Source organism: Paracraurococcus lichenis (genome assembly GCF_030657435.1).
Lineage (GTDB): Bacteria > Pseudomonadota > Alphaproteobacteria > Acetobacterales > Acetobacteraceae > Paracraurococcus > Paracraurococcus lichenis.
In genome coordinates, this window is record NZ_JAUTWS010000020.1 from 48,886 (window position 1) to 74,680 (window position 25,795).

Genomic DNA, 25,795 nt, shown 5'->3' on the forward strand with positions numbered 1-25,795 from the left:
TCCTGCATGGACCGCGGCAACCGCCGGACCTGGGACGAAGTTCCTTGGTGCGACGGCGACTCCTGCCGGAGGCTCAGCGCAGTCGGGCGCGCCTCCGGCGCACCCGACGCGAGGGGCATCAGGCCTCGCCGCTCGGCAGCGGCGGCGGCGAGGTGCCGGCCAGCAGCGCGGCGCGCGCGGCGGCCAGGATCGCGCCGCCGCCCCGCTCCGGCCGCAGCACGAAGAGCAGCAGCGAGCGGCCCGTGACCATGAAGGGATGGCCGAACTCGAAGGGCTCCGGCTCCTCGATATCCGGCCGGTTGGTGTCGATCAGCAGCAGCCAGCGCTGGCCCTTCGGCGGTTCGGGCAGCGCGAATTCCACCACATCGTGGTAGGAGTTCAGCACCAGCAGCAGCGTGGCGTCGGAAGCGGGGCGACGGATGCCGGTCGCCTGCGCGCGGCCGTCGAGCAGCAGGCCGAAGCAGCGGGTATTGGCGTCGCCCCAGTGCTCGGCCTGCATCTCCGTGCCGTCGGGCGTCAGCCAGGTGGCGTCCTTCGCGCCCGCCACCTCGTCGTAATGGCCGGTCAGGAAGCGGTTGCGGCGCAGCACCGGGAAGTTCTGCCGCAGCGCGACCAGCTTGCGGGTGAAGGCGGCGAGCGCCTGGCCATCCGCGTCGATGCCGCTCCAGTCCAGCCAGTTCAGCGCATTGTCCTGGCAATAGGTGTTGTTGTTGCCCTGCTGCGTGCGACCGAATTCGTCGCCGGCCAGGATCATCGGCGTGCCCTGGCCCAGCAGCAGCGTCGCCAGCATGTTGCGCTTCTGCCGCTCGCGCAGCGCGCGGATCTCGGGATCGTCGGTCGGCCCCTCGACGCCGTGGTTCCAGGACAGGTTGTGCGAGTGGCCGTCGTTGTTGTTCTCGCCATTCGCCTCGTTGTGCTTCTCGTTGTAGGAGACGAGGTCGTTCAGCGTGAAGCCGTCATGGGCGGCGATGAAGTTCACGCTGGCCCAGGGCTTGCGGCCGCGCTTGTCGAACTTGTCGCCCGAGGCGGTCAGCCGCGCGGCGAGTTCGGCCGCCTGGCCCTCGTCGCCCTTCCAGAAGGCGCGGACGGTGTCGCGGAAGCGGTCGTTCCATTCCGCCCAGCCCGGCGGGAAGCCGCCGACCTGGTAGCCGCCCGGGCCGATGTCCCAGGGCTCGGCGATCAGCTTGGCGCGGCTCAGCACCGGGTCCTGCCGGCAGGAATCGAGGAAGCCGCCGCCCTCGTCGAAGCCGTAGGGCTCCCGCCCCAGGATCGTCGCCAGGTCGAAGCGGAAGCCGTCGACGCGCATCTCCGTCGCCCAGTAGCGCAGGCTGTCGGTGACAAGCTGCAGCACGCGCGGATGCGAGAGGTTGAAGGTATTCCCCGTGCCGGTGTCGTTGATGTAGTAGCGCGGCGTGTCGGGCAGCAGCCGGTAGTAGCTGGCATTGTCGATGCCCTTGAAGGACAGCGTCGGCCCGCGCTCGTTGCCCTCGGCGGTATGGTTGTAGACGACGTCGAGGATGACCTCGAGCCCGGCATCGTGCAGCCGCGCCACCATTTCCTTGAACTCGGAGAAGGCGAAGGCCTGGTTGCGGGCATAGCGCCGGGCGGGGGCGAAGAAGCTGATGGTGTTGTAGCCCCAGTAGTTGGTGAGGCCCTTGTCCAGCAGCATGCTGTCGTTGACGAAGGTGTGGATCGGCAGCAGCTCGACCGAGGTGACGCCGAGGCCGCGCAGATAGCCGACGACCTCCGGCGAGGCGAGGCCCTGGTAGGTCCCGCGCATCTCCTCCGGCAGGTCGGGGCGGCACTTGGTGAAGCCCTTCACATGCGCTTCGTAGAAGATGGTGCGGTCCCAGGGCACGGAGGGGCTGCGCTCCCGGCCCCAGGTGAAGGCCGGGTCGATGACCCGGCATTTCGGCATCAGCTTCGCGCTGTCGCGCTCGTCGAAGGTGAGGTCGTCCTCGGTCTCGAGCTTGTAGCCGAAGACCTCCGGTCCCCAGGTCAGGTCGCCGACGATGGCGCGCGCATAGGGGTCGAGCAGCAGCTTGTTCGGATTGAAGCGGTGGCCGGCCTCGGGCTCGTAGGGGCCATGCACGCGATAGGCGTAGATCGTGCCCGGCCGCGCATCGGGCAGGTAGCCGTGCCAGACCTCGTCCGTGTATTCCGGCAGCTCCAGCCGCTCCAGCTCCGTCTCGCCCGCATCATCGAAGAGGCAGAGCTCGACCTTGGTGGCATGGGCGGAGAAGAGGGCGAAGTTGACGCCGAGCCCGTCCCAGGTGGCGCCGAGCGGGAAGGGCGAGCCTTCGCGGACGCGTGAGCGTCTTGTCACGCGCGGCTTGGCGATCTCGGCGCGCATATCCATGGTCCCGGCCCTTGCTGCTGCTGCCCGTGACAACAAGGAAGCGGCGCCTTCGTTTCCGCGGTGCAGCGGCGCGCCGCCGGGGAACCGCGCGGGTGGCGGCGGCGATTCACCCCTGCGGCCGGAAACCGCGGAGGACACCGCCATGACGGAGCATGTCTACAAGGTGGTCGAGCTGGTCGGCTCCTCGAAGGAGGGGGTGGACGATGCCATCCGCACGGCGATCCGCCGCGCCGGCGCTTCGCTGCGCCACCTCCGCTGGTTCGAGGTGACGCAGATCCGCGGCGCGGTCGCGGAGGGCGGCGCGGTGGACCATGTCCAGGTCACGCTGAAGGCGGGCTTCACCCTGGAGGAGGACTAGGCATGTACCTCGCGCGCTTCTCCTACGACGTGCTGCCGGTGAACCGGCAACGCGCCATGGACTTCATCCGGCGGGAGGTGGAGGCGGCCGAGGGGAGGGGCCTGAAGGCCCGGCTGCTGGTGCCGCTGACCCGCGGCCAGGGCGGCCCGGCGCTGCAATTCGAGGTGGAGCTGACAAGCCTCGACCAGCTCGAGGGCCTGCGCCAGCGCGGCGGCGACACCGCGGCGCAGGACTGGATGCATGCCTTCAGCGAGGTGCTGACCTGCCCGCCGGCGGTCGAGATCCTGCGGGTGGAGGGGTAGGGGCGCGCGGCGCCCCTACCCACGCATGTTGGACCGCCCGCGCCTCAGCCCTTGGCAGCGACGGGAACACCCTTCTCCTCGAGCGCGCTCTGCAGCTCGCCGGACTGGAACATCTCCATGACGATGTCGCAGCCGCCGAGGAACTCGCCCTTGACGTAGAGCTGCGGGATGGTCGGCCAGTTGGCATAGGCCTTGATCCCCTCGCGGATCTCCATGTCCTCCAGGACATTCACGCCCTTGAAGGGCACGCCCAGGTGCGACAGGATCTGCACCACGCGGGCGGAGAAGCCGCATTGCGGGAAGACCGGCGTGCCCTTCATGAAGAGCACCACGGGATTCGCCTTGATGTCGGCCTCGATGCGCTCGAACACCGGGTTGGTCATCGCTCTCTTCCTTTCCGACTGCGGCGGCGCACTGCGGGCGCCGTCATCCTCACTCACCTGGTCCTCGACTCAGCCCGGCGCGGAGGTCTGCAGCGCTAGGGCGTGCAACTCCCCGCCCATGCGCCCGCGCAGCGCGGCATAGACGATCTGGTGCTGCTGCACCCGGTTCTTCCCGCGGAAGGCCTCGGAGACGATGGTGGCGGCGTAGTGGTCGCCGTCACCGGCCAGGTCCTCGATCGTCACCTGGGCGTCCGGCAGGGCCGCCTTGATCAGGGCCTCGATCTCCGCCGCCTGCATCGCCATGCGTCCGCGCTCCTTCCCGTCCTGCTATGCCGTCTGCGCCATCAGCGCCGGCAGGGTCCGCTCATGGGTCTCCACCAGGCTCGTCACGGATATGGCCAGGCCACCGGGGAGAACCAAGGCCTCCCCGCCGCTGCGGCCGATCCGCGCCGCCGGAACCCCCGCCGCCGCGGCGGCGGCCAGCAGCCCGGCCCCGTCCGCCACCGCCAGAAGATAGCGCGCCTGATCCTCGCCGAACCACCAGGCATGCGCCGGCAGGCCTTCCGGGCCGGCCAGCAGGGTGGCGCCGGTGCCGCCCCCCATCGCCATCTCGGCCACCGCCACCAGCAGCCCGCCATCGGCGAGGTCGTGACAGGCGACGACACGGCCTTGTCGGATCCACGACCGCACCGCGTCGCCATTCCGACGCTCGGCGGCGAGATCGACCGGCGGCGGCGCGCCTTCCTCCCGGCCCGCGATCTCGCGCAGCCAGAGGCTCTGGCCGAGCCAGCCGCGGGTCTCGCCGACCAGGATCAGGTCGAGGCCGGGCGCGAGGGCAAGGCCCACGGCCTGCGCCACGTCCTCGAGCACGCCGACGCCGCCGATGGCCGGCGTCGGCAGGATGCCGCGGCCCTTGGTCTCGTTGTAGAGCGAGACATTCCCGGAGACGACGGGGAAGTCGAGCGCCGTGCAGGCCGCCGCCATGCCGCGCACGGCGGCGGCGAATTGCCCCATGATCTCGGGCTTCTCGGGATTGCCGAAGTTCATGTTGTCGGTGATGGCAAGCGGCGTGCCACCGGTCGCGGTGATGTTCCGCCAGGCCTCGGCCACCGCCTGCTTGCCGCCTTCCTCGGGGTCGGCGAGGCAGTAGCGCGGGGTGCAGTCGGTGGTCATGGCCAGTGCCCGGCGGCCGCCCCGCTCCAGGCTCTCCTCGACCCGGACGATGGCGGCATCCGCCGCGCCCGGCCGCTTCGCGGTCTGGCCGCCGACCATGCTGTCATACTGGTCCCAGATCCAGCGGCGGGAGCAGAGGTCGAGGCTGCCGACCAGCCTCAGCAGCGCCGCCTCCGGCCCCACGGGATCGGCGACCGAGCCGGGGTCGAGCACCGGCTGCTTCGGCGTCTCCGCGGTCGGGCGGCGATAGAGCGGCGCCTCGGACTCGAGCGGCGCGAGCGGGATGTCGGCCTCGAGCACGCCCCTGTGGCGGACGGTGATGCGGCCGGTATCGGTGAGGTGGCCGATGACCGCGAAGTCCAGCTCCCACTTGTGGAAGATGGCCTGCGCCTCGGCCTCCCGGCCGGGCTTGAGGACCATCAGCATGCGCTCCTGGCTCTCGGAGAGCATCATCTCGTAGGCGGTCATGCCTGTCTCGCGCTGCGGGACGTCATCCAGCACCAGCTCGATCCCGAGGCCCCCCTTGCCCGCCATCTCGACGGAGGAGGAGGTGAGGCCGGCCGCGCCCATGTCCTGGATGGCGACGATGGCGTCCGTCGCCATCAGCTCCAGGCAGGCCTCGATCAGCAGCTTCTCGGCGAAGGGGTCGCCGATCTGGACGGTGGGGCGCTTCTCCTCCGAATCCGCGCTGAACTCGGCCGAGGCCATGGTCGCGCCATGGATGCCGTCGCGGCCGGTCTTCGATCCCACATAGACCACCGGGTTCCCGACGCCGGCGGCGCGGGCATAGAAGATGCGGGAGGCATCGGCGATGCCGACGGTCATGGCATTGACCAGCGGGTTGCCGTTGTAGCGCGGGTGGAAGTTGACCTCCCCGCCCACGGTCGGGACGCCCACGCAATTGCCGTAGCCGCCGATGCCGCGCACCACGCCGTCGATCACGCGCTGCATGCGCGGCGCATCGGGCATGCCGAACCGCAGGGCGTTCAGGTTGGCGATGGGCCGCGCCCCCATGGTGAAGACGTCCCGCAGGATGCCGCCGACGCCGGTCGCCGCGCCCTGGTAGGGCTCGATGAAGCTCGGGTGGTTGTGGCTCTCCATCTTGAAGATGGCGGCCAGCCCGTCGCCGATATCGATCACGCCGGCATTCTCGCCCGGGCCCTGGATCACCCAGGGGGCCTTGGTCGGCAACTCGCGCAGCCAGACGCGGCTCGACTTGTAGGAGCAGTGCTCCGACCACATCACGCTGAAGATGCCGAGCTCGGTCAGCGAGGGTGCGCGGCCGAGGATGGCGAGGACGCGGTCGTACTCGTCCGGCTTCAGGCCGAACTCGGCGGCAAGCTGCCGGGCGCGGTCGGGAGCAAGGAGGGCAGGGGTCTGGGTCATGCGAGGGGGCCCCGGATGCCTGCCCTGGCACCGGGCAGGCAGGACGAACTGAGGAAGCGGCGGTCCTGCCGCGCGGTCACGCCGGCGCCGACTGGCCGAGCGACTCCGCCAGGCTCTCGAAGAGCGGCAGGCCGTCGGTGCCGTCGATCTCCGGATCCACCTGGTTCTCCGGATGCGGCATCAGGCCGAGGACGCGCAGGTTGGGGGAGAGGATGCCGGCGATGTTCCGCGCGCTGCCGTTGCGGTTGGCGGCCTCGGTCACCTCGCCCGCCGGCGTCGCGTAGCGCAGCGCCACCAGCCCCTCGCCTTCGAGTTGGTCGAGCGTGGCGTCGTCGGCGAAGTAGTTGCCGTCGCCATGCGCCATGGTGGCGCGGAAGACCTGGCCGCGCTGGAAGCGGTGGGTATAGGGCGTGTCCGCCCGCTCCACCCGCATGTGGCAGTCCATGGACAGGAAGCGCAGCGTCGCGTTGCGCAGCAGGGCGCCGGGCAGCAGCCCCGCCTCGGTCAGCATCTGGAAGCCGTTGCAGACGCCGAGCACATGCCCGCCCTTGGCAGCGAATTCCTTGATCGCCCGCATGATCGGGCTCTGCGCCGCCATGGCGCCGCAGCGGAGGTAGTCGCCATAGGAGAAGCCGCCCGGCAGCACCACGAGGTCCATGCCCGCGGGCAGCTCCGTGTCGCGGTGCCACAGCATGGCGGGCCGGCGGCCGCTCACCCGCTGCAGGGCCAGCGCCATGTCCCGCTCGCGGTTGGTGCCGGGAAAGAGGACGATACCAGCTCGCATCACACCATCACCCCCGCCCTGTCACCCCTGCAGCACCCGCAGCCAGTGCAGGCCGCCGAGCACCAGCATCGTCACCACCGTCGCCAGCGTCGCCGCCGTCAGCCAGCGGTTCAGTTTGCGCTTCTGCGCCGCCACCCAGCCGCCGCGCAGCAGCGGCGCCGGCTGCGTGGCCGTGATCCGCTCCTCCCGCCAGCGCAGGCCGATGGCGAAGAGCACCGTCAGCCCCGCGAGGATGAGGAGGGAGAGCTTGACCATCCGGTCAGAGGACCTCGACCCGGAAGCTCTCGATGACCGTATTGGCCAGCAGCCGCCGCGCCATCTCCTCGGCCGCCTGCCGCGCCCTGGCCGGGTCCGTCTCGGCGAGCTCGAGCTCGATCACCTTGCCCGCGCGCACCTCGCCCAGGCCGCCGAAGCCGAGGCCGGCGAGCGCATGGCCGATCGCCTTGCCCTGCGGGTCCAGCACGCCAGCCTTCGGCATCACCGTCACCAGCACCTTCATCGCACGTCACCGCCCAGCAGACGCCGCCCGTAGCGGCCATAGAGGTAGCAGCCATAGCTGCCGATCACCGCGAAGAGCAGCGTCCAGGTCTCGGCCGCGAAGAGGCCGATGACCGAGAGCAGGGCGAAGAAGCCGACGACGGCGCAGAGCACCACCACGGCCTCGAGGATCCGACCCAGCATGCCGCGGCCCCCGCTACTGCATGATCTCGGGACCCTTGAGGTCCCGCACGCCCGCCTCCGGCAGGATGCCGAGGCGCCGTGCCACTTCCTGATAGCCTTCCTCGACCTTGCCGAGGTCGCGGCGGAAGCGGTCCTTGTCCATCTTCTCGCCGGTCTTGCTGTCCCAGAGCCGGCAATTGTCCGGGCTGATCTCGTCGGCGAGGACGATGCGCATCTCCTCGTTCTCGTACAGCCGCCCGAACTCGATCTTGAAGTCCACCAGCGTGATGCCGACGCCGAGGAAGAGGCCGGTCAGGAAGTCGTTGATGCGCAGCGTCAGCGCGACGATGTCGTCGAGGTCCTGCGTGCTCGCCCAGCCGAAGGCGGTGATATGCTCCTCGCACACCATCGGGTTGTTGAGCGAGGCGTTCTTGTAATAGTATTCGATGATCGAGCGCGGCAGCCGGGTGCCTTCCTGGATGCCGAGACGTGTCGAGAGGCTGCCGGCCGCGACGTTGCGCACCACGACCTCGAGCGGGATGATCTCCACCTCGCGGATCAATTGCTCGCGCATGTTCAGCCGGCGGATGAAATGCGTGGGGACGCCGATATCCATCAGCCGCATCATCAGGTATTCGCTGATGCGGTTGTTCAGCACGCCCTTGCCGGTGATGGTGCCCTTCTTCTGGCTGTTGAACGCCGTGGCGTCGTCCTTGAAGTACTGCACCAGGGTGCCGGGCTCCGGCCCCTCGAACAGGATCTTGGCCTTGCCCTCATAGAGCTGACGGCGTCGCGCCATGGTCTCGTCAATCCTTCCTCTGGCCGCGCGCGCACTGCCCGGCGCCTGGCGCCCCGGCGGGCCGGGCGCGCCGGCGCGGTTCCTATAGCAAGGGGGCGGCCCCGCCGCCACGGGCGGGGGGCGATGGGCGGCCTGCGCCGGACGCGGGCATGGCCCGGCCCTCCTGCGCTCAACGCGCGAGGGCCCCGGCGAGCAGGCTGGTCACCGTCCTGTCGGCCGTCGCCACCAGCACGATGTCCGGGCCGACCGCGACATAGCGGTAGCCGGGGAAATAGGGGAGGGTGGCGGCCAGCCCGGGCGGCAGCGGCTGCGCCGCGATCCCCGAGGGCAGCGGCCGGCCCGGCGCCGGGCGCCGCCGCTCGCCCGGTGGCAGGCCAGGCGGCGCCCAGTCCGGATTCGCCGCGAGCCAGGCGCTCACCTGCTCCCGATCGACGGGATGCAGCGCCGGAAGATCCTCGCCCGGGTGCCCTCCGGCCGGCGGGTGGCGGCGCGCGGCGGCCCGGTCCGGCTTGCCCGCCGTCGCGGCCTTCGGCCTGGCGCCCCCGGCGCCGCGGTCCTTCTCCTTGCCTCGACCCTTGCCCTGGTCCCTGCCCTGGGCGAGGGCAGCGCCGGGGACGAGCAGCAGCCCCAGCAGCACACGCCGACGCACCGTCATCGCGCTTCTCCGACAGGGCAACCCGGCGCTGGCCCCGCGGCGCCGCCATGCCCCGGACCGGGCGGAGGCCGCCCGGGTGGACCCATGCGGGCGTCATCATCCGCCCGATCGAACGGGGGCCGGATGCTTCGGCGCGCACCGAGGCATCCGGAACGGCGGCGCCACCTCAGGGCGGACCGCGATCCCGGCGGCATGGCGGCCGGCGCCAGGGATGCCGGAGGGACCTCACGCCCCGCCACCCGTCGCCCGGTCGATGGGCACGCGGCGGAAGGGGGCGCTCCCGGCCGGCCGGGGCGCGAAATTCCATTCGACCGTGCCATCCGCGGAGATGCCGAGCAGGCTGGCGCAGACCGTGCCGAATCCGCCGGTCGGCGGCACGCACAGCGTGTCGGCGCGGCTCTCGCCCTCGCTGTCATCGGCGAGCAGCGCCTCCCAGGCCGCCCAGTCCCCGCGGTCCGGGTCGGGCGCCGGGGCGGCGCGGAAGCGCGGCAGGTGGCGGGCGGTGCGGGGGCTCGCCAGGTCGTTCGGGTCATGCGCCGTGACCATGGAGAGGCCCGCGGGCAGGGGCATCGCCTCCGGCCGGCCGCGGCCCTCGCCGCGCAGGAAGATGCCGCCATGGCGGTCGGCGAGGACCATGTTGAAGGGCCGCCATTCCTCCGCCGGCAGTGCCGCGACGAGGCCAGCGGCCTCCTCGGCGCTGTCGGCCGCGAGCGCCAGCAGCGGCAACTCGCCGCGGCTGCGCTTGCCGGCGGCGGGGCCCAGGCTGCCCGGGCGGTTCAGCACGGTGGCGACCACGCCCGCGCGGTTGGCCGCCATCCAGGTGCCGCCGCCGGTCCGGTCCCGGCCGCCCACCACGTCCGGCCGGTCCGGCCACCAGGTCCAGGGCGGGTCCCAGGGGCGGTCCAGCATCTCGTCGCGGTTGGCGGCGATCAGCACCGGCCAGGCATGGCCCGGCCGATGCAGCAGGATCACGGTGCACATGCGCGGGATTCCCGGCGGAAGGGCAGGCACCGCGTCATTGCCGCAACCGGCCAGGATGACCCGCCCCGCGGTCGCACCCCTCCTAGCGCGGGTAGAAGCCGAAACCCGGTGGCGGCGGGGGCGGCGGCGCGTAGTAGCGTGGCGGCGGCGGGAAATAGGCCGGCGGCGGGCCGTAATAGGCCGGCGGCGGTGGCCGGTAGTACACCGGCGGCGGCAGCGGCCGGTAGTAGTAGCGGGGCGGCGGCGGCCGGTAGTAGCCCGGCCCCGGCCCGTACCAGTAGCCATGGGCCTCGGCGGCCGGTGCCGTCGCCAGCCCGGCCAGGCCGGCCGCGGCGGCCAGAAGCAGCATTCGCAGGCGGCGCATCGCACCCAACCTCCACATGAATATCGGATATAGTCTCGCCCTGGGGCGGAAAGGCGGCGGCGCGGCGGCCGGCCGGGGGCAGGGCCATCACGCCGCGGCGAAGACCCGGGCGAAGATGGTGTCCACGTGCCGGAAGTCCCGCTGCGGGTCCATCGCCGCTGCCAGCGCCGCCGCATCCAGCCGGCCGGCGACGGCCGGGTTCTCCAACAGATTCGCGGCGAAGCCCTTCGCGTCCGCCTTGCCCAGCCGCGTCCAGGTCGCCATCGCCGCCTGCTGCACGGCGGCATAGGCCTCCTCGCGTGAGAGGCCGGCCTGGGTCAGCGCCAGCAGCACTTTCTGCGAGTGCACCACGCCGCCGAGGCTCTCCAGGTTCTCGGCCATGCGTTCCGGATAGACCGTCAGCTTCTCCATCATCCCCGTGGTGCGGGCGAGGGCGAAGTCGAGCGCGATGGTCGCATCCGGCGCGATCACCCGCTCGACGCTGGAATGGCTGATGTCCCGCTCGTGCCAGAGGGCGACGTTCTCGAGCGCCGGGACGATATGGCTCCGCACCAGGCGGGCGAGGCCGGTCAGGTTCTCGCTCAGCACCGGGTTCCGCTTGTGCGGCATGGCGGAGGAGCCCTTCTGTCCCGCGTGGAAGAACTCCTCGGCCTCGCGCACCTCGCTGCGCTGGAGGTGCCGGACCTCGGTCGCCAAGCGCTCGATCGAGGACGCCACGATGGCGAGCGCCGAGAAAAAGGCGGCATGCCGGTCGCGCGGGATCACCTGGGTCGAGACCGGCTCCACCGCCAGGCCGAGCCTCTCCGCCACATAGGCCTCCACCCGCGGATCGACGCTCGCGAAGGTGCCGACCGGGCCGCTGATGGCGCAGGTGGCGACCTCGGCCCGCGCCGCGACCAGCCGGGCGCGGTTCCGCCTGAACTCCGCGTAATGTCCCGCCAGCTTCAGGCCGAAGGTCGTCGGCTCGGCATGGATGCCGTGGCTGCGGCCGATGGTCGGCGTGTACTTGTGCTCCTCCGCCCGCGCCTGCAGCGCCGCCAGCAGCGCGTCCACGTCCTGGGTCAGCAGGTCGCAGGCCCGCGTCATCTGCACCGCGAGCGCGGTGTCGAGCACGTCCGAGGAGGTCATGCCCTGGTGCATGAAGCGCGCCTCGGGCCCGATGCCCTCCCCCATCCAGGTGAGGAAGGCGATGACGTCGTGCCGCGTCACCCGCTCGATGGCGTCGATCGCCTCGACCTCGGCCGGGCCGATGGAGGCGGCGCGCGGCGCGCCCTTCTCCCGGATCACCCGCGCCGCCTCGGCCGGGATGGTGCCGAGCCGCGCCATCGCCTCGGCGGCCAGCGCCTCGATCTCGAACCAGATCCGGAAGCGCTCCTCCGGCGACCAGATCGCGGCCATCTGCGGGCGGGTATAGCGGGGGACCATCCGGGCCTCTGGCGTTCGGCGGCCGCGCGGGTGGCGCGGCGGCAAGGCTTCGTCACCTGCGCGGTTAGACCCTGCGGCCCGGCGCTGGCAAGGCCCGGTGCGCCTCAGTCGGGGTTGCGGAAACATTGCAGGATATTTATCTAGCCCCCGCCCGACCGAGGAACCCCGCCATGGACTGGCTTGTCCCGCTCGCCCAGGTGCTCTTCATCGATATCGTCCTCGCGGGCGACAACGCCATCGTCGTCGGCATGGCCGCCGCCGGCCTGCCGCCCGGGCAGCGCCGCCAGGCCATCCTCTGGGGCATCGGCGCTGCGACGCTGATGCGCATCGGCTTCGCCGCCGTGACCGCCCAGTTGCTGGCCGTCGTCGGCATCACCCTCGCGGGCGGGGTGCTGCTGCTCTGGGTCTGCTGGAAGATGTTCCGCGAACTGCGGGCGGGCGGGCATGACGCGCCGCAGGCGGACGCCGCCGCCGAGGCTGCGGCGCCGCGCAAGACCCTGCCCCAGGCCGTCGCGCAGATCCTCGTCGCCGACCTGTCGATGAGCCTCGACAACGTCCTCGCCGTCGCCGGCGCCGCCAAGGACCATGGCTGGGTGCTGGTCGCTGGCCTCGCCATTTCCGTGGTTCTCATGGGCGTGGCGGCGACGCTGATCGCCAACCTGTTGAACCGGCACCGCTGGATCGCCTGGCTCGGCCTACTGGTCATCCTCTACGTCGCGGCCGACATGATCCGGGAGGGCACGCACCAGGTCGCCGACCAGGTGCCGGGCGCCTATGCCTACCTGATGCTGCCGCTCGGCTACCTCGCCCTGCCCGGCGTCTTCCCCGCCTGGCTCTGGGCGGCGGCGACGGCGGCGCAGGTGGTGGTGATCGCCGCGCTCGCCGCCGGGACGGTCGGCCTGGTCCGCCGCCTGGCGGCCGGGGAGGCGGCGCCCGCCCCGCAGGGCCATGCCGCCGTGCCGCGGCCCGGGCCGTCCGGCCCGCTCCGCCCGGGGCTGAGCGCGGCCGAATAGCAGGCAGGCTTTCGCGGTCCGGGCCACGGGTCGCGCGGCCTGCCCGGGCCGTGTTGCAGCACGAACCCCTCAGGGCTTGCTCAGGGGCGGCCCGGCGCCGCCCTGCGGGGGTGGGCGCCTTCACAGCCCCGCGCGGCTCCCCTAGGTTGCCGGCCGCCGGAGTCCCGGCCAATCCCTCCACCTTTCGACCGGCCGGAGACGTCGCCGCAATGGACATGTCCTCGCTGACAGCGAGCTGGGACTGGGTGATCCTCACCCAGATCCTCGGGGTCAATATCGTTCTGTCCGGCGACAACGCCGTCCTCATCGCCCTCGCCGCCGCCGGCCTGCCGGCGGAGCAGCGTTCCCGCGCCATCATGTACGGCATGGTGCTGGCGGTGGTGCTGCGCGTCGTCCTCAGCGTCGCGGCGGTGCAGCTCCTCGCCATCCCCGGCCTGCTGCTGGTCGGCGGCGCGCTGCTGCTCTGGATCGCCTGGGGCTTCTTCAAGGAACTCCGGTCGGAGGACAAGGACGAGGCGGCCGGCGAGCACCACCACGAGACCAAGACCATGGCGACGGCGCTGCGCCAGATCGTCATCGCCGACGTCTCGATGAGCCTCGACAACGTTCTCGCCGTCGCGGGCGCGGCCGGCGGCAACATGCCGATGCTGGTCCTCGGCCTCGTCATCTCCATCCTGCTGATGGGCGTGGCGGCGACGTTGATCTCCAAGCTGCTCGAGCGCTACCGCTGGATCGCCTATCTCGGCGTCGCGCTGATCGTCTGGATCGGCGTGAAGATGATCTACGAGGACGTGCACCGCCTCTGGGGCCTCTATGGCGGCGGGCATGCCGCGCTGCAGCAGCGCCCGGCCCTGGTCGTCGGCGCCACCGCCCCGGCCGGCCTGCCCGGCTGATGCCGTCCCGGGCGGCGGCGGCCGGCCTCCTGGCCGCCGCCCTCGCGCTGGCCGCCTGCGCGGCGCCCGGCCCGGCGCCGGAGCCCGCGCCGGTCCCGCCCGCCGACCTCGCCGCCCGCCTGCCGGAGGACGCCGCCGGCTTCCGCCGCGGCGCCGTCCTGCCGCTGCCGCAGCGGCCCGAGGGACGGGAGGCGGCCTATGCCACCCGTGGCCGGCACGCCGCCGGGGCGCTCGTCGCGCTGGACCGGGCGGAGGGCGGGCCGGTGCCGACCGGTGCCGCCGCGTCGGCCGTGGCGGCGGCGCTCGAGGCGATGCTGGCCGAGGCGCTGCAGGCCCCGGGCCATCGCCAGCAACGCGAGAGCGGGCGGCTCACCCTGCCCGAGGGCGGCGCCCCCGGCCTCGCCTGCGCCGAGACCACCGGCCTCTACGGGCGGGAGCGGGTGCAGGGGCTGCTCTGCGCCGGCGGGGTCGGCGGGGGTCTGCTGCGGCTGCGCGTGACCATGCCGCGGACGGCGCCGCCGCCGGCCGACCCGCGGGCCTTCGCCGCGGCGATCCTGGCCGCGCTGCGCGGGTCCTGACATCCGCCCGGCGCCATACCACGTCAGGCGCGCCGATGACCGAAGGGCCGAGGGGCCCGGTGGTCCGCTTCGCCCCGCCCAACAGACAAGGCGCGCATGACCCAGTCCCCGACCGACCCGATGCGGGTCTTCGACCGCCGCCTGGTGCGGCTCCGCCGCGACCGCGCCGCCGCCACCGTCGGGCAGGTGGCCCCGGTGCTGGAGGCGGCGGCGGACCTCCTGCTCGACCGGCTGGACGACACCACGCGGCGCTTCACCCGGGCGCTCGATATCGGCGGGCGCGGCGTGGTGGCACCCCTCCTGCGGGCGCGCGGCATCCCCTTCGTCGTCTCCATGGACCTCTCGGCCCGGATGGCCGCGCGGGAGCGGGAGCCTGCCGGCGGCCTGGCGGTGGCGGGCGACGAGGAATGGCTGCCCTTCGCGCCGGAGAGCTTCGACCTGGTGGTGGCGAGCCTCTCGCTGCACTGGGTGAACGACCTGCCCGGGGCGCTGGTGCAGATCCGCCGCGTCCTGACGCCGGACGGGCTGTTCCTTGCCTCGCTGCCCGGCCTCGGCACGCTGCAGGAGCTGCGGGAGGCGCTGGCCGGGGCGGAGAGCGAGCTGCGCGGCGGCCTCTCGCCGCGGGTTTCGCCCTTCCCGGAGCTGCGCGACCTGGCCGGGCTGCTGCAGCGCGCCGGCTTCGCCCTGCCGGTCGCCGATGCCGCGCGGCTGCCGGTCGCCTATCGCAACCCGATGGCGCTGTTCCGCGACCTGCGGGCGGCCGGCGAGACCAATGCCGTGCTCGCGCGCGACCCGCGCATCCCGCCGCGGGCGCTGCTGCCGCTGGCGGCGAGCCGGCTGCCGGAGGGGGCGGAGGGCATCCCGGCGAGCCTCCGGCTGCTGGTCATGACCGGCTGGTCGCCGCATGAGAGCCAGTCCCAGCCGGCGCGGCCGGGCAGCGCGACGGTGCGCTTGGCGGAGGCGCTTGGGGTGGAGGAGCAGGGCGCGGGCGAGACGGCCGGGCGCGGGCCGCTGCATTGATGTAGATCGCCGCGGGGCGGAAACGCCCGGCGGCCAGCGTGGGAATGCTCCAGGGCGGGACAGGGGGTGTCGCCTGTCGGCCGCGGGGGATCCGATTGCCGACAGGCTGACCGGAGGCGGCGCCGGTGCGATGCCGCCGATTCCTGCCGAAGCCTGCATCGGCGGAGCCGGACCATGCGGCGCCCGCCACCGGGCGCGCGCCGCGTCAGGACTCAGGCTGCCCGCGGCCCCTCGACCTTGGCGACGCTCGAGAGGAAATCGCCGACCTCCTGGTCGAGGGTCTTGGCCTGCCGCCCGAGTTCCTCGGAGGCGGTGGCGACCTGGCCGGCGGTGGTGCGGGCCTCGCCGGCGGCGCGGCTGACCGCACCGATCGCGCCCGAGACGCTCTGCGTGCCGGCGGCCGCCTGCTGCACGCTGCGGGCGATCTCCGAGGTCGCCGAGCCCTGCTCCTCGACGGCAGCGGCGATGGTGGCGGCGATCTCGCTCACCTCGCCGATGCGTGCCCCGATCGCCTGGATCGCGCCGACCGCGTCGCCGGTCGCCGACTGCATGGCGCCGACCTGCGCCGCGATCTCCTCGGTGGCCTTGGCGGTCTGTGCCGCGAGGTTCTTGACCTCGGAGGCGACCACCGCGAAGCCCTTGCCGGCCTCGCCGGCGCGGGCGGCCTCGATGGTGGCGTTGAGCGCGAGCAGGTTGGTCTGGCCGGCGATGGTGGTGATCAGGCGCATGACCTCGCCGATGCGCTGGGCGCCCTCGGCGAGGCCGCGGACGACCTCGTCGGTGCGCCGCGCCTCGGCGACGGCCTGGCCGGCGACCTTGGAACTCTGGGAGACTTGGCGGGTGATCTCGGCGATGGAGGCGGAGAGTTCCTCGGCGGCGGCGGCCACGGTCTGGACATTGGCGCTGGTCTGCTCGGCGGCGGCGGCGACCGCGCCGGCGCGCTCGAGGGTGCCCTCGGCGCTGCCGGCCATGGCGCGCGCGGTGCCCTGCAACTGCGACACCGCCGTCGAGAGTACCTCCACGGTGCGGCGCACCTTGGCCTCGAAGCCGCGCAGCAGTACGGCCAGCCGGTCGGCTCGCACGGCGCGTGCCGCCTGCTCGGTCGCCTGTGCCGAGGCCAGCCGGTCTGCCTCGCGCAGGCCATCGCGGCAGGCCTCGACCGCCCGGGTCATCTCGCCCACCTCGTCGGCGCTCGCCGCCGGCAGGTCGAAGCCGTAATCGCGCTGGACCAGCCGCCGCATGGCGGCCGAGACGGCGATGATCCGCGCCACGACGTTGCGGTTGAGCCAGGTGGCCGAAGCCATGGACAGGGCGGCCGCGAAGAGCGTGACCAGGCCGATGATCCAGACCGCGGTCTCGAAGGTCCGCTTCGCGGACAGGACCGCATCCTTGCCGGCCGTGATGGAGAAGGCCAGGACCTCCTGCGAGACCTTGCGCAACTGGGCGCTCAGACGCGAGAACTCGCCGTCATACAGGATCGTGGCCGCATCGAGGTCGCCGGCGCGGATCAGGGCACTGAAACGCTCGTCCTGCGCCTGGTAGGCCTGCCAGGCGTCGCGCAGCGACTTCGCCAGGGCAAGCTCCACCCGGTTCGTCGTCAACGCCTGGTATGTTTCGAGGCGGTTGGTGATCAGCGACGCATCGGCAAGCTTGCGTTGCGCGAGATTGGCCTTCCGTTCCGGCGAATGGGCCAGGATTTCCGCAGCCTGGACCTGCCTGTATTCGATGGCGACCTGCACGGTCTCGGCGAGGGCGTTCGCTGCCGAGAGCCTGTGTTCGCCCAGTTCCTGCACGGCGCCCGCGAGATGGGAAAGCTGCTGGATGGCGACGCCGCCCATGCCGGCCAGGACGAGGAAGAGCACGCCGAAGGCGGCCACCACCTTGGCGCGGATGCTGAGCCCTTTGCTCTCGGCGAGCGGCTGCGACGTGGCTGCGGCAAGGGCCGATGAGGCGTCCGCCATGCTGGGGTGTCCGATCGAGGTGCAAAGAACTCACGAAATCGCGATCATCTAAATCGGCGCCGCCCTGGATTGTCCACCGCAATCCCAGGCGGGACGTGCCTGCCACTGCGAGGCCGGCGGGACGGTCAGCGCCGGACGGATGCGGCACCTGGCACCTCGATCGGCACGGCCGGGCATGCCCTGTCCCGGTTGGACCGACGCCCCTCGACACCGCCCATGCCCCGCCGGCCGCGGCGCCGACCTTCCCGCCCCGTGCGCCTGCGCACAGCCCCGCGTGGGGCGCAGGGCCGCGTCGCAACCCGGACCACGGGCCCGGCGCTTGCTTCCCGCGCACCCCGCGCGCATCTTAGCCTATCAAGCGCCCCGCCCAGAGACAGCCAGCACCATGGATCAACAGGGCGGCGATTCCCGCCGCATCACCCTCCACGCCCCCGAGGATTTCGCCGGCATGCGCCGCGCCGGCCAGCTCGCGGCCGCGACGCTCGACATGATCGCCCCGCATGTGCGGCCCGGCGTCACCACCGGCGAGCTCGACCGGCTCTGCCATGATTACATCCTCGCGCATGGCGCGACGCCGGCGCCGCTCGGCTATCGCGGCTACCCCAAGTCGATCTGCACCTCGATCAACCACGTCGTCTGCCACGGCATCCCCGGCGAGCGTGTGCTGGCCGAGGGCGACGTCCTCAACATCGACGTCACCGTCATCCTCGAAGGCTGGCACGGCGATACCAGCCGCATGTACGTGGCGGGCCAGCCCTCGACCAAGGCGCGGCTGCTGCTCGACGTCACCTATGAATCGCTGATGCTCGGCGTCGCGGCGGTGAAGCCGGGCGCGACCCTCGGCGATATCGGGCACGCCATCCAGCGCTTCGTCGAGCGCCACCGCTTCTCCGTGGTGCGCGACTTCTGCGGCCACGGCATCGGCCGCCGCTTCCACGAGCCGCCGAACGTGCTGCATTTCGGCCGACCGGGGGAGGGCCCGGTGCTCAAGCCCGGCATGTTCTTCACCATCGAGCCGATGGTGAATGCCGGCCGGCCCGAGGTGAAGATCCTCGACGATGGCTGGACCGCCGTCACGCGCGACCGCAGCCTCTCCGCCCAGTTCGAGCATATGGTCGGCGTGACCGAGACGGGCTGCGAGGTCTTCACCTACTCGCCCGCCGGGCTGCACCGGCCGCCCTACGCGGCCTGAGCCGCCGTGGCCGCCAGACCGGCCCTGCAGCTTGCCTCCGCCATCGTGACGGCGCATGTGAAGTGAACGCTGCTCACATGCAGCCCCGCCGATGCAGGTCGCACCCTTCCTGGCCGCCCCGCCGCTCGTGCAAATCCACGCGAGCGCGGCGCTCGCCGCCTTCGCGCTCGGTGCCTGACAGCTCGCCGCGCCGAAGGGCGCGCGGCCGCATCGCCGCCTGGGAGATCTGGGTCGGGCTCATGCTCGCCGTCCTGCTGACCTCCTTCGGCATCACCGGCCTTCGCGGTCCCGGCTGCTTCTCCTGAATCCACGGGATTTCGCTGTTCACGCTGGCCATGCTGCCAGTCGCGGTGCTGCATGCCAGGCAGGGGCGCGTCGCCGCCCATCGCTGGGCCATGCCGGGCCTCTTCCTCGGGGCGCTGGTGATCACCGGCGCCTTCACCCTGCTGCCCCAGCGGCTCATGGGCCGGATCGTCTGGTCGTAGACGATTCTGTTGAACGGCAGAGCCTCCGCGGGATATGCCTACCCAAGGTTGGGGGTGGGCATGCGAAAGCTGGATGTCGGGAAGGGCCTGTCGGATGCGGGGCTGCTGCAGCCCTTCACGCTGCGGGATCCCCTGCGGGTTCCACCGCCTGCCGCCCGGCCGCGGCGCCGGGCGCCCGCCGACCCGCGCCTGCCCGGCCTGCTGCCCGAAGCCGGGGCGGAGCCGGAGCCCGGCCATCTCGGCCATCGCGCCCGCATGCGCCGCCGCCTGCTGACCGCGGGCGGGGAGGGGCTGCTGGACCATGAGATGCTGGAGATGGTCCTCTTCCTCGCCCTGCCGCGGCGGGACACCAAGCCGATTGCCCGCGCCCTGCTCGACCGCTTCGGCAGCTATGCCAATGCCATCGCGGCCCCGATCACCGAGCTGCTGGCGGTGGAGGGCCTGGGCGAGGCCGGCGCCGCCGCGCTCAAGACCGTCCACGCCGCCGCCCTGCGTCTGGCGCGGCAGGAGGCGAAGCAGCTCGAGCTGCTCAACAACTGGGACCGGCTGATCGACTACCTCACCGTCCAGCTCGCGCGGGAGCGGGTGGAGCATGTCCGCGTCCTCTACCTCGACACCCGCAACCGCCTGATCGCCGACGAGCTGCAGGGCCGCGGCACGGTGAACCACACGCCGCTCTACCCGCGGGAGGTGGTCAAGCGCGCGCTCGAGCTGCAGGCGACCGCCATGATCCTGGTCCACAACCACCCGAGCGGCGACCCGACCCCGTCCCGCGCCGATATCGAGATGACCGGGGAGGTGAAGGCCGCCGCCCAGGTCTTCGGCATCGTGCTGCACGACCACATCATCATCGGCAACGGCATGCACGTCTCGCTGCGGCGGGAAGGGCTGCTGTGACCCCCGGCATCTGACCGGCGCCACCCCGACAGGCTGTCCCACATGCGCCTGCTCCCGAACCTGTTGCTGGCGGCCGGCCTCGGCCTCGCCGGCGCGGCCTCCGCCCAGGCGCAGGAGGCGCCCTGGCCGACCGTGCAGCGCCCGACGCCGCTGCCCGGCACGCGCGCCGCCCCGATCCTGCCCACCACCAAGCCGCCGCCGCTGCCGCCGGGGACCGGCACCCCCGCGCCGGGCGCGCGGCGCGCGGCCTCCACGGGCACCGGCTTCGTCGTCGCGCCCGGGCGGCTGCTGACCAACTGGCATGTGGCGGAGGGCTGCACCGAGCTCCGCGCCCGCGGCCCGCGCGGCGCGGAGCTGCCGGCGAGCCTCGCGGCGCGCGATGCCGAGCGCGACCTGGCGCTGCTCGCCCTGCCCGCGGAACTCGGCCCGCCGCTCGCCTTCCGCGCGGGGCCGGAGGTGCGGCGCGGGGAGGGGGTGGTGACCTACGGCTTCCCCTTCGCCGGCATGCTGAGCTCCGGCGCCACGCTGACCACGGGCGACATCTCCGCGCTCTCGGGGCTGCGCGACAACCCGCGGCATTTCCAGATCAGCGCACCGGTGCAGGCGGGGAATTCCGGCGGCCCGCTGCTCGACATGGGCGGGCGGGTGATCGGCGTCGTCGTCTCCAAGCTCAATGCCCAGCGCATCGCCCAGGTCACCGGCGACCTGCCGCAGAACGTCAACTTCGCGGTCAAGGGGTCCGAGGCGGTGGACTTCCTGCTGCGCAACGGCATCCGCCCGGCGACCGCCGCCGGCCTCCGGGCGGGCCTGACCCCGGCCGATGTGGGGGAGCTGGCGGAGCCCTCCACCGTGTTGCTCCGCTGCCTCCGGTAGTAGGCTCGGCGCGACACGGGGGAGCCGCCATGCGGAGCATCGACGCGCCGACGCTGAAGGCCTGGATCAACGACGGGCAGGAACTCGCCATCCTCGATGCGCGGGAGGACGGGGAGTTCGGCAAGTCCCACCTGTTCTGGGCCAACCCTTGTGCCCTGTCGCGCGCCGAGCTGCGGGCCCGCGCGATCCTGCCCCGCCGCGGCGTGCGGATCTGCTGCGTGGATGGCGGGGAAGGGGAGCTGGCGGCGCGGCTGGCCGCCTATCTCGAGGGCATCGGCTGCACCGATGTCGCGGTCCTGGCCGGCGGCACCCCGGCCTGGGAGACGGCCGGCTACGTGCTCTTCTCCGGCATGAACGTCCCCTCCAAGGCCTTCGGCGAATGGGTGGAGCACCACTACCACACGCCCTCGGTGGATCCGGGGGAGCTGCGCGCGATGATGGAGGCCGGCCAGGACATGGTGGTGCTGGACAGCCGCCCCATGGACGAGTTCCGCCGCATGTCCATCCCCGGCGCCATCGACGTGCCGGGCGGCGAGCTGGTCTACCGCATCGGCGAGATCGCGCCGCGGCCGGAGACGACCATCGTGGTGAACTGCGCCGGCCGCACCCGCAGCATCATGGGCGCCGAGAGCCTGCGCAGTGCCGGCGTGCCGAACAAGGTCGTCGCGCTGCGCAACGGCACCATGGGCTGGGAGCTGGCCGGCTTCTCCTGCGACCGCGGCAAGGCCGCGAGCTTCCCGCGCGGCACGCCGGCGAGCCTGCCGACGGCGCTCGAGCGCGCCAGGGCCTTCGCGGAGCGCTGGGGCGTCCGGAGCATCGACCGCGCCGGCCTCGCCGCGCTGCAGGCGGACGGGTCGCGGACCACCTACCTGCTCGACGTGCGCGACCCGGAGGAATACCTGGCCGGCCACCTGCCGGGCAGCCGCATGGCGCCGGGCGGGCAGCTCGTGCAGGGGACCGACAATTGGGTCGCGGTGCGCGGCGCGCGCATCGTCCTGGTGGATGATACCGGGGTGCGGGCCCGCATGACCGGCGGCTGGCTGCGCCAGCTCGGAGGCTGGGAGGTCCATGTCCTGGAGGGCGGGCTGGATGGGCCGCTCGAGACCGGCCCCTGGCGGCAGGATTGCCCGGAGGCCGCCGCCCTCTCCCCCACCAGCCTCGCCCCCGCCGAACTGGCCGCGGCGCTCGAGGCCGGGGCGGCGCAGGTGGTGCAGCTCTCCCGCTCGCTCGACTTCCGCGAAGGCGCGCTGCCCGGCGCGCTCTGGGGCGTGCGGACGCGGCTGGCGGCGCTGCGGGGGCGGCTGGCGCCGGGTAAGCGCATCGTGGTCGCGGCGGCGGAGGCGGCGGTGGCGAGGCTCGCCGTGCCGGAGCTGGAGGGCCTCGGCATCGCGCCGGTCGCGGTGCTCGCCGGCGGCGTCGCGGCCTGGAAGGCGGCGGGTCTGCCGCTCTCGGCAGACCGCCGCAACCCGGAGGATGCCGACTGCATCGACGTCTATCTCCGTCCCTATGACCGCAACGACGGGGTCGAGGCGGCGATGCGCGAATACCTCTCCTGGGAGATCGACCTGGTGCACGAGGTCGCCCGCGACGGCGATGCGCGGTTCGGGCAGGTCTAGGCGGCGCCGCCTGCCGCCTGCCGCCGGGGAAGCGCGCCGGGTGCGGGCGCCGTCGCCCCCGCACGCCGCGGGGCGCCGGCTTGGCGGGGCAGGGCGGGGCTGATGCTGCGCCGGCTCGGGCTGCTCGCCCTCGATGCCCTGCTGCCGCCGCATTGCCTGACCTGCGAGGCCGCGGTGGAGGCCCAGGGCAGCCTCTGCGCCGGCTGCTTCGCTAGCCTCTCCTTCGTCACCGCGCCGCATTGCGCCCGCTGCGGCGTGCCCTTCCCGCATGCCGGCGTCGGGCCGCTCTGCCCGGGCTGCGAGGCGCGGCCGCCGGCCTTCGAGGCCGCCCGCGCCGCGCTGCGCTACGATGCCGGGGCGCAGCGGCTGGTGCTGCCCTTCAAGCATGCCGACCGGACGGAGCTTGCCGGCCCGCTGGCGCGGCACATGGCGCGGGCCGGCGCGGCGCTGCTGGCACGGGCCGACCTGGTCGCGCCGGTGCCGCTGCATTGGCGGCGGCTGCTCGCCCGCCGCTACAACCAGGCGGCGCTGCTCGCCGCGCGCCTGGCGCGCCAGGCCGGGCGGCCTTACCTCCCGGACCTGCTGCGCCGGACCCGCCCGACCCCGGCGCTCGGCGACCGCGGCGCGGCGGAGCGGGCGGCGCTGCTGGCCGGCGCCTTCGCCGTCGCACCCCGCGCCCGGCCGCGGCTCCTCGGGCGGCGGGTCCTGCTGGTGGACGACGTCATGACCTCCGGCGCCACGGCCGATGCCTGCGCCCGTGTGCTGCTCGAGGCCGGGGCGGCGGCGGTCGACGTGCTGGCCGCGGCGCGGGTGCCGGACCCGCGGCTGGAGGGCGCGCCGCGCCCCTGATCGCCGGGGCGGCATCGGCCATCCGTGCGATTGCCGCGCCGCGGCAAACCGGGCCGGCCTGGCCGTCCGGACCCCATTGCCGATCTCTCGCGCAGGAGGCGACAATCGCCGTGTCGCGACCGCGCTCATGGCTTGGCAACTTTCGGGTCATTGATGCGTGCGAGCTTTCGGTCGGGTCCGGGGCTGCTAACCCCCACTTCACCGGGCCCGGTCCACCCTGTCTTTCCTTCGACAGGCAGCAGGAGGCCGCATGTCCCCCAGTGCGCATGGTGCCGTTTCCCCCGGCGGCGCCGCTCCGTCCTTCACCCTGCCGGCGCCGCGCCGGCGCATCGGCACCAGCCATGGTGCGGAGGAATCGCCCAGCCGGCTCCTGGTCATGCTGGCGGTCGCCTTCCTCCTCGCCAGCCCCGTCATCACGCTCGTGCTGTCCTTTCCCTGACGGATCCTTGACCCGGCGGGGTGCCGGGCCAAACTGCGGTGCATGACCAAGGTCGAGATCTACACCACGCCCTTCTGCCCCTATTGCGACCGCGCCAAGGCGCTGCTCGCCCGGAAGGGGATCGCCTTCGAGGAGCTGGACGCGCCGCACGGCTCCCAGGCCCGCAAGGATGCCATCGCCCGCTCCGGCGGGCGGACCACCGTGCCGCAGATCTTCATCGACGGGCAGGCGATCGGCGGCTCGGACGACCTGATGGCGTTGGAGCGCGCCGGCAAGCTCGACGCGCTCCTCGCTGCCTAAGACCCTTCTCGTCCTTTCGTCCAGGAAAGGGCTTGGCACTCGCAATCGAGGAGTGCCACGCTATAGGGGACGAGTGGGCGCGGCACGGCCGCGCGCCCGGGGAAAGCAGGGATGATCCACTACGATCTGCGCTGCGGCGCAGGACATGAATTCGACGGCTGGTTCAAGGACAGCGCGGCCTACGAGAAGCAGGCCAAGGCCGGCTTCGTGGAATGCCCGGTCTGCGGCGGGACCGAGGTCTCGAAGCGGCTGATGGCGCCGGCCATCCCGAAGAAGGGCCGCAGCCGGGTGAAGGAGGCGCCGCCGCCGGCGCCGCCCGCACCCGCTCCCGTGCCGCCGCCGGGTGCGACCCAGGCCGCGGCCGGGCCGGTGCCGGCCCAGGTCATCGCGCTGCTGCAGCGCATGCGCTCCGAGATCGAGAAGAACTGCGACTATGTCGGCCGCGACTTCGCCGAGGAGGCGCGGAAGATGCACCGCGGCGAGAGCGACAAGCGCGGCATCTATGGCGAGGCCTCGGATTCGGACGCCGCCGCGCTGCAGGAGGAGGGGATCGAGGTCGCGCGCCTCCCCTGGGTGCCGCGCGCCGACGGGTGAGGGCGGCGCTCCTGCTGCTGACGCTGGCCGCGGGGCCCGCGGCAGCGCAGACCCTGCGGGACTACGACCCCGCGGGCCGGGCGCTCGGCCGGGAGGAGACCCGGGACGGCACCACCCGCTTCTATGACAGCGCCGGCCGCGCGACCGGCCGGGCGGAGACGCGGGACGGGACGACGCGCTTCTACGACAGCGCCGGGCGGGCCCTGGGCCGGGCCGAGACCCGGGACGGCACGACGCGCCTCTATGACAACGCGGGCCGCGCCACCGGCCGGGCGGAGACGCGGGACGGGACCACGCGCTTCTACGACAGCGCCGGCCGCGCGACGGGGCGGGCCGAGACCAGCGGCGACGTGACCCGCTTCTATGACCGGGCCGGCCGCCGCACCGGCGAGGCGCGGCGCTGACGCGCGCCCCTCAGGCCGCCGCCATGACGAGGTAGTTGATCCCGACATCGCGGCTGGTCCCCCAGCGCCCGGTCAGCGGGTCCATCGTCAGCCCGGCGATGTCGGTGACGCGCAGCCCCGCCCGCCGCAGCTCCGCCCCCAGTTCCGCCGGGCGGACGAACATCCGCCAGTCATGCGTGCCGACCGGCAGCAGCCGCAACAGGTATTCCGCGCCGAGCTTGGCGAAGGCGAAGCTGCGCGCCGTCCGGTTCAGGGTGGAGACGAAGACCGGCCCGTCCGGCCGGACCAGGCCAGCGAGGCAGCGGCAGAAGGCCTCCCGGTCCGCCACGTGCTCGATGACCTCGAGGGCGATGACGGCGTCGAAGCCCGCCTCGCCGGCGGCCAGCAGCTCCTCCGGCCGCCCCTCGCGGTAGTCGATCGGTAGCCCTCCGGCCGCGGCATGCGCCCGCGCCGCCGAGAGCGCCGCCCCGGCCGCATCCAGCCCGGTCACCGCCGCCCCCGCCCGGGCCAGCGCCTCGCTGGCCAGGCCCGCGCCGCAGCCGACATCGAGCACCCGGAGCCCTTCCAGCGGCCGCGCCGCCGCCGGGTCCCGCCCTTGCGCCCGCCCCTGGGCCCGGGCGATGCGCGGGACGATCCAGCCCATCCGCGCCGGGTTCATGGCGTGCAGCGGCCGCATCGGGCCCTTCGGGTCCCACCAATCGGCGGCCAGCCGGTCGAATTTGGCGATCTCCGCGCCGAGTGCCGTGCCCTGTCCGGCCGCCGCCATGCCTGCCTTCCCTTTCCTGCCGGCCAGCATGGATGCTGACCGGTATGGCCTTACGGCCGGCGCGCAACCGCCACATCGGGCTCCCATCGCAGCCAAGCTGCGATGGGGACCCGGCAACCCTGCGCGCGATAGCGGCCCGCAGACGTCTGGACGTCTGCGGGCCGCTATCGAATCCCTCGCGAATGTTGCAGCGCGGGGGCCGGGTGGGTATCTGTGCCGGCCTTCGCGCGGGCGCAACCGCGTGATCCGCCTGCGTATGATCCACCACTCCCCGAGAAGCGCCCCG

At 73.1% G+C, this 25,795-nt stretch carries 31 protein-coding genes and 1 pseudogene; 16 read left to right on the forward strand and 16 right to left on the reverse strand.

Features of this window, described 5'->3' with window-relative positions; all coding sequences use genetic code 11:
• Positions 1-118: 118 nt before the first annotated feature.
• Entirely contained in the window at positions 119-2,359 is a 2,241-nt protein-coding gene (glgX, locus tag Q7A36_RS20255; RefSeq protein ID WP_305105555.1) for a glycogen debranching protein GlgX, read from the reverse strand.
• Between the two features lie 142 nt (positions 2,360-2,501).
• On the opposite strand from glgX, the gene Q7A36_RS20260 reads away from it, so the two are divergent.
• Positions 2,502-2,717, forward strand: coding sequence for a dodecin (locus Q7A36_RS20260; protein ID WP_305105556.1), 216 nt, complete (start codon positions 2,502-2,504; stop codon positions 2,715-2,717).
• Between the two features lie 2 nt (positions 2,718-2,719).
• The gene (locus Q7A36_RS20265) at positions 2,720-3,019 is read left to right on the forward strand and encodes a hypothetical protein (RefSeq protein WP_305105557.1); all 300 of its coding nucleotides are present in this window, start codon (positions 2,720-2,722) and stop codon (positions 3,017-3,019) included.
• Between the two features lie 44 nt (positions 3,020-3,063).
• Here the strand turns inward: Q7A36_RS20265 and grxD are convergent, their stop codons facing one another.
• From grxD to purB, 12 genes are all read right to left on the reverse strand, one after another.
• The gene (grxD, locus tag Q7A36_RS20270; RefSeq protein ID WP_305105558.1) at positions 3,064-3,402 is read right to left on the reverse strand and encodes a Grx4 family monothiol glutaredoxin; all 339 of its coding nucleotides are present in this window, start codon (positions 3,400-3,402) and stop codon (positions 3,064-3,066) included.
• A 69-nt stretch (positions 3,403-3,471) separates the two neighbouring features.
• Complete coding sequence (locus Q7A36_RS20275) at positions 3,472-3,705, reverse strand: BolA family protein (RefSeq protein WP_305105559.1); 234 nt, start codon at positions 3,703-3,705, stop codon at positions 3,472-3,474.
• A 24-nt stretch (positions 3,706-3,729) separates the two neighbouring features.
• Complete coding sequence (purL, locus tag Q7A36_RS20280) at positions 3,730-5,961, reverse strand: phosphoribosylformylglycinamidine synthase subunit PurL (RefSeq protein ID WP_305105560.1); 2,232 nt, start codon at positions 5,959-5,961, stop codon at positions 3,730-3,732.
• A gap of 76 nt (positions 5,962-6,037) precedes the next feature.
• The gene (purQ, locus tag Q7A36_RS20285) at positions 6,038-6,745 is read right to left on the reverse strand and encodes a phosphoribosylformylglycinamidine synthase subunit PurQ (protein WP_305105561.1); all 708 of its coding nucleotides are present in this window, start codon (positions 6,743-6,745) and stop codon (positions 6,038-6,040) included.
• Positions 6,746-6,766: 21 nt separating this feature from the next.
• Complete coding sequence (locus Q7A36_RS20290) at positions 6,767-7,000, reverse strand: hypothetical protein (RefSeq protein ID WP_305105562.1); 234 nt, start codon at positions 6,998-7,000, stop codon at positions 6,767-6,769.
• Positions 7,001-7,004: 4 nt separating this feature from the next.
• Positions 7,005-7,244 (reverse strand): phosphoribosylformylglycinamidine synthase subunit PurS, encoded by a 240-nt coding sequence (gene purS / locus Q7A36_RS20295; RefSeq protein ID WP_305105563.1) that lies wholly within the window; start codon positions 7,242-7,244, stop codon positions 7,005-7,007.
• A complete protein-coding gene (locus Q7A36_RS20300; protein WP_305105564.1) occupies positions 7,241-7,426 on the reverse strand; it encodes a hypothetical protein in 186 nt (61 codons plus the stop codon). The genes purS and Q7A36_RS20300 overlap by 4 nt, the downstream gene beginning before the upstream one ends.
• Before the next feature lie 13 nt (positions 7,427-7,439).
• A complete protein-coding gene (gene purC, locus Q7A36_RS20305; protein WP_305105565.1) occupies positions 7,440-8,204 on the reverse strand; it encodes a phosphoribosylaminoimidazolesuccinocarboxamide synthase in 765 nt (254 codons plus the stop codon).
• 169 nt (positions 8,205-8,373) lie between these two features.
• Entirely contained in the window at positions 8,374-8,859 is a 486-nt protein-coding gene (locus Q7A36_RS20310; RefSeq protein ID WP_305105566.1) for a hypothetical protein, read from the reverse strand.
• Positions 8,860-9,084: 225 nt separating this feature from the next.
• Positions 9,085-9,840 carry an NRDE family protein gene (locus Q7A36_RS20315; RefSeq protein ID WP_305105567.1) on the reverse strand — a complete coding sequence of 252 codons (756 nt, stop codon included), beginning with the start codon at positions 9,838-9,840 and terminating at the stop codon, positions 9,085-9,087.
• Between the two features lie 82 nt (positions 9,841-9,922).
• The gene (locus Q7A36_RS20320; protein WP_305105568.1) at positions 9,923-10,204 is read right to left on the reverse strand and encodes a hypothetical protein; all 282 of its coding nucleotides are present in this window, start codon (positions 10,202-10,204) and stop codon (positions 9,923-9,925) included.
• An 87-nt stretch (positions 10,205-10,291) separates the two neighbouring features.
• Positions 10,292-11,629, reverse strand: a complete 1,338-nt coding sequence (gene purB / locus Q7A36_RS20325; RefSeq protein ID WP_305105569.1) for an adenylosuccinate lyase — start codon at positions 11,627-11,629, stop codon at positions 10,292-10,294.
• 170 nt (positions 11,630-11,799) lie between these two features.
• On the opposite strand from purB, the pseudogene Q7A36_RS20330 reads away from it, so the two are divergent.
• The 4 genes and pseudogenes from Q7A36_RS20330 to Q7A36_RS20345 all read left to right on the forward strand — a co-directional run.
• Positions 11,800-12,399 (forward strand): annotated as a pseudogene (locus tag Q7A36_RS20330) (TerC family protein); the annotation flags it as partial.
• Positions 12,400-12,851: 452 nt separating this feature from the next.
• On the forward strand, positions 12,852-13,535 hold the full coding sequence (locus tag Q7A36_RS20335; protein ID WP_305105570.1) for a YjbE family putative metal transport protein: 684 nt from the start codon (positions 12,852-12,854) through the stop codon (positions 13,533-13,535).
• On the forward strand, positions 13,535-14,113 hold the full coding sequence (locus Q7A36_RS20340) for a hypothetical protein (RefSeq protein WP_305105571.1): 579 nt from the start codon (positions 13,535-13,537) through the stop codon (positions 14,111-14,113). Before Q7A36_RS20335 ends, Q7A36_RS20340 begins: the two co-directional genes overlap by 1 nt.
• A 96-nt stretch (positions 14,114-14,209) precedes the next feature.
• Positions 14,210-15,133: a methyltransferase domain-containing protein gene (locus tag Q7A36_RS20345; RefSeq protein WP_305105572.1), complete on the forward strand. Its 924-nt coding sequence runs from the start codon at positions 14,210-14,212 to the stop codon at positions 15,131-15,133.
• Between the two features lie 212 nt (positions 15,134-15,345).
• On the opposite strand, the gene Q7A36_RS20350 is transcribed toward Q7A36_RS20345, so the two are convergent.
• Entirely contained in the window at positions 15,346-17,094 is a 1,749-nt protein-coding gene (locus Q7A36_RS20350) for a methyl-accepting chemotaxis protein (protein WP_305105573.1), read from the reverse strand.
• A gap of 385 nt (positions 17,095-17,479) precedes the next feature.
• Here Q7A36_RS20350 and map point away from each other — a divergent pair, with 385 nt between their 5' ends.
• On the forward strand, positions 17,480-18,286 hold the full coding sequence (gene map, locus Q7A36_RS20355; protein ID WP_305105574.1) for a type I methionyl aminopeptidase: 807 nt from the start codon (positions 17,480-17,482) through the stop codon (positions 18,284-18,286).
• A 73-nt stretch (positions 18,287-18,359) separates the two neighbouring features.
• On the opposite strand, the gene Q7A36_RS20360 is transcribed toward map, so the two are convergent.
• Positions 18,360-18,623, reverse strand: coding sequence for a hypothetical protein (locus Q7A36_RS20360; RefSeq protein WP_305105575.1), 264 nt, complete (start codon positions 18,621-18,623; stop codon positions 18,360-18,362).
• On the opposite strand from Q7A36_RS20360, the gene Q7A36_RS20365 reads away from it, so the two are divergent.
• From Q7A36_RS20365 to Q7A36_RS20405, 9 genes are all read left to right on the forward strand, one after another.
• Positions 18,622-18,771: a DUF2306 domain-containing protein gene (locus tag Q7A36_RS20365; RefSeq protein WP_305105576.1), complete on the forward strand. Its 150-nt coding sequence runs from the start codon at positions 18,622-18,624 to the stop codon at positions 18,769-18,771. The two genes, Q7A36_RS20360 and Q7A36_RS20365, sit on opposite strands and share 2 nt — an antisense overlap.
• A gap of 60 nt (positions 18,772-18,831) precedes the next feature.
• Positions 18,832-19,668, forward strand: coding sequence for a RadC family protein (gene radC, locus Q7A36_RS20370; protein ID WP_305105577.1), 837 nt, complete (start codon positions 18,832-18,834; stop codon positions 19,666-19,668).
• A 42-nt stretch (positions 19,669-19,710) separates the two neighbouring features.
• Positions 19,711-20,541: a S1 family peptidase gene (locus tag Q7A36_RS20375; RefSeq protein ID WP_305105578.1), complete on the forward strand. Its 831-nt coding sequence runs from the start codon at positions 19,711-19,713 to the stop codon at positions 20,539-20,541.
• Between the two features lie 29 nt (positions 20,542-20,570).
• Positions 20,571-22,157, forward strand: a complete 1,587-nt coding sequence (locus Q7A36_RS20380; RefSeq protein ID WP_305105579.1) for a rhodanese-like domain-containing protein — start codon at positions 20,571-20,573, stop codon at positions 22,155-22,157.
• Between the two features lie 102 nt (positions 22,158-22,259).
• Entirely contained in the window at positions 22,260-23,006 is a 747-nt protein-coding gene (locus Q7A36_RS20385) for a ComF family protein (protein WP_305105580.1), read from the forward strand.
• Positions 23,007-23,256: 250 nt separating this feature from the next.
• Positions 23,257-23,445: a hypothetical protein gene (locus Q7A36_RS20390; RefSeq protein ID WP_305105581.1), complete on the forward strand. Its 189-nt coding sequence runs from the start codon at positions 23,257-23,259 to the stop codon at positions 23,443-23,445.
• Between the two features lie 42 nt (positions 23,446-23,487).
• A complete protein-coding gene (gene grxC, locus Q7A36_RS20395) occupies positions 23,488-23,745 on the forward strand; it encodes a glutaredoxin 3 (protein ID WP_305105582.1) in 258 nt (85 codons plus the stop codon).
• A gap of 111 nt (positions 23,746-23,856) precedes the next feature.
• Positions 23,857-24,339 carry a DUF1178 family protein gene (locus Q7A36_RS20400; protein ID WP_305105583.1) on the forward strand — a complete coding sequence of 161 codons (483 nt, stop codon included), beginning with the start codon at positions 23,857-23,859 and terminating at the stop codon, positions 24,337-24,339.
• Positions 24,336-24,743, forward strand: a complete 408-nt coding sequence (locus tag Q7A36_RS20405; RefSeq protein ID WP_305105584.1) for a type IV secretion protein Rhs — start codon at positions 24,336-24,338, stop codon at positions 24,741-24,743. The genes Q7A36_RS20400 and Q7A36_RS20405 overlap by 4 nt, the downstream gene beginning before the upstream one ends.
• A 10-nt stretch (positions 24,744-24,753) precedes the next feature.
• Here the strand turns inward: Q7A36_RS20405 and ubiG are convergent, their stop codons facing one another.
• Positions 24,754-25,509: a bifunctional 2-polyprenyl-6-hydroxyphenol methylase/3-demethylubiquinol 3-O-methyltransferase UbiG gene (gene ubiG / locus Q7A36_RS20410; protein WP_305105585.1), complete on the reverse strand. Its 756-nt coding sequence runs from the start codon at positions 25,507-25,509 to the stop codon at positions 24,754-24,756.
• Between the last annotated feature and the right edge of the window lie 286 nt (positions 25,510-25,795).

Bases quoted from the DNA above. Each gene is read 5' to 3' on its own strand.
- ubiG (WP_305105585.1), bottom strand. From the start codon at position 25,509: ATGGCGGCGGCCGGACAGGGCACGGCACTCGGCGCGGAGATCGCCAAA.
- Q7A36_RS20265 (WP_305105557.1), top strand. From the start codon at position 2,720: ATGTACCTCGCGCGCTTCTCCTACGACGTGCTGCCGGTGAACCGGCAA.
- Q7A36_RS20375 (WP_305105578.1), top strand. From the start codon at position 19,711: ATGCGCCTGCTCCCGAACCTGTTGCTGGCGGCCGGCCTCGGCCTCGCC.
- Q7A36_RS20335 (WP_305105570.1), top strand. From the start codon at position 12,852: ATGGACATGTCCTCGCTGACAGCGAGCTGGGACTGGGTGATCCTCACC.
- Q7A36_RS20315 (WP_305105567.1), bottom strand. From the start codon at position 9,840: ATGTGCACCGTGATCCTGCTGCATCGGCCGGGCCATGCCTGGCCGGTG.
- Q7A36_RS20400 (WP_305105583.1), top strand. From the start codon at position 23,857: ATGATCCACTACGATCTGCGCTGCGGCGCAGGACATGAATTCGACGGC.
- purQ (WP_305105561.1), bottom strand. From the start codon at position 6,745: ATGCGAGCTGGTATCGTCCTCTTTCCCGGCACCAACCGCGAGCGGGAC.
- purS (WP_305105563.1), bottom strand. From the start codon at position 7,244: ATGAAGGTGCTGGTGACGGTGATGCCGAAGGCTGGCGTGCTGGACCCG.
- Q7A36_RS20260 (WP_305105556.1), top strand. From the start codon at position 2,502: ATGACGGAGCATGTCTACAAGGTGGTCGAGCTGGTCGGCTCCTCGAAG.
- purC (WP_305105565.1), bottom strand. From the start codon at position 8,204: ATGGCGCGACGCCGTCAGCTCTATGAGGGCAAGGCCAAGATCCTGTTC.
- Q7A36_RS20290 (WP_305105562.1), bottom strand. From the start codon at position 7,000: ATGGTCAAGCTCTCCCTCCTCATCCTCGCGGGGCTGACGGTGCTCTTC.
- grxD (WP_305105558.1), bottom strand. From the start codon at position 3,402: ATGACCAACCCGGTGTTCGAGCGCATCGAGGCCGACATCAAGGCGAAT.
- purB (WP_305105569.1), bottom strand. From the start codon at position 11,629: ATGGTCCCCCGCTATACCCGCCCGCAGATGGCCGCGATCTGGTCGCCG.
- Q7A36_RS20340 (WP_305105571.1), top strand. From the start codon at position 13,535: ATGCCGTCCCGGGCGGCGGCGGCCGGCCTCCTGGCCGCCGCCCTCGCG.
- Q7A36_RS20360 (WP_305105575.1), bottom strand. From the start codon at position 18,623: ATGGCCAGCGTGAACAGCGAAATCCCGTGGATTCAGGAGAAGCAGCCG.
- grxC (WP_305105582.1), top strand. From the start codon at position 23,488: ATGACCAAGGTCGAGATCTACACCACGCCCTTCTGCCCCTATTGCGAC.
- Q7A36_RS20385 (WP_305105580.1), top strand. From the start codon at position 22,260: ATGCTGCGCCGGCTCGGGCTGCTCGCCCTCGATGCCCTGCTGCCGCCG.
- Q7A36_RS20390 (WP_305105581.1), top strand. From the start codon at position 23,257: ATGTCCCCCAGTGCGCATGGTGCCGTTTCCCCCGGCGGCGCCGCTCCG.
- map (WP_305105574.1), top strand. From the start codon at position 17,480: ATGGATCAACAGGGCGGCGATTCCCGCCGCATCACCCTCCACGCCCCC.
- Q7A36_RS20365 (WP_305105576.1), top strand. From the start codon at position 18,622: ATGCTGCCAGTCGCGGTGCTGCATGCCAGGCAGGGGCGCGTCGCCGCC.
- glgX (WP_305105555.1), bottom strand. From the start codon at position 2,359: ATGGATATGCGCGCCGAGATCGCCAAGCCGCGCGTGACAAGACGCTCA.
- Q7A36_RS20380 (WP_305105579.1), top strand. From the start codon at position 20,571: ATGCGGAGCATCGACGCGCCGACGCTGAAGGCCTGGATCAACGACGGG.
- Q7A36_RS20350 (WP_305105573.1), bottom strand. From the start codon at position 17,094: ATGGCGGACGCCTCATCGGCCCTTGCCGCAGCCACGTCGCAGCCGCTC.
- purL (WP_305105560.1), bottom strand. From the start codon at position 5,961: ATGACCCAGACCCCTGCCCTCCTTGCTCCCGACCGCGCCCGGCAGCTT.
- Q7A36_RS20320 (WP_305105568.1), bottom strand. From the start codon at position 10,204: ATGCGCCGCCTGCGAATGCTGCTTCTGGCCGCCGCGGCCGGCCTGGCC.
- Q7A36_RS20300 (WP_305105564.1), bottom strand. From the start codon at position 7,426: ATGCTGGGTCGGATCCTCGAGGCCGTGGTGGTGCTCTGCGCCGTCGTC.
- Q7A36_RS20345 (WP_305105572.1), top strand. From the start codon at position 14,210: ATGACCCAGTCCCCGACCGACCCGATGCGGGTCTTCGACCGCCGCCTG.
- Q7A36_RS20275 (WP_305105559.1), bottom strand. From the start codon at position 3,705: ATGGCGATGCAGGCGGCGGAGATCGAGGCCCTGATCAAGGCGGCCCTG.
- radC (WP_305105577.1), top strand. From the start codon at position 18,832: ATGCGAAAGCTGGATGTCGGGAAGGGCCTGTCGGATGCGGGGCTGCTG.
- Q7A36_RS20310 (WP_305105566.1), bottom strand. From the start codon at position 8,859: ATGACGGTGCGTCGGCGTGTGCTGCTGGGGCTGCTGCTCGTCCCCGGC.